Origin of the sequence: Streptomyces sp. ADMS (assembly GCF_033441795.1) — a bacterium.
Classification (GTDB): domain Bacteria; phylum Actinomycetota; class Actinomycetes; order Streptomycetales; family Streptomycetaceae; genus Streptomyces.
In genome coordinates, this window is the sequence record NZ_JAVFVX010000473.1 from 1 (window position 1) to 387 (window position 387).

Here is a 387-nt window from a genome sequence, read left to right on the forward strand (position 1 = left end):
CGCCGATCCGTCGGCCCCGCTCACCATCGTCGCTCTCCTGGACCCGGCCACCCAGGCCCCGGGCCACTGGACCCAGGCCACCCGGCAGCCGGCCCCGTCCACGCAGCCCTCGGCCTCGTCCGCCTCCGATGTCTTCAGCCCCTCCGCCCCTGCCGCCTCGCAACCGGCAGGTCCCGGACCGGCGGACCCGTTGTTGTCGGCGCAGACCTTGATGGCGGGTCCGTCGGGTGCGGGGCAGGGGCGGAACTGGACGGGCAAGGCGGTGAGCCGGGTGCGGGCCGGTCGGGTGCGTGTGATCGAGACGCGGCCGGATGTGCTGGCGAAGATCGCGTCGGAGGAGGACGCGCCGTGGCCGGATTCGGCTTATGTCGTCGCGGCGGACGGCGA

The 387-nt window shown here is 74.7% G+C and carries 1 pseudogene; it reads left to right on the forward strand.

The window, feature by feature from the left end:
* A pseudogene (locus tag RB628_RS41615) lies at positions 1 to 387 on the forward strand (hypothetical protein); the annotation flags it as partial.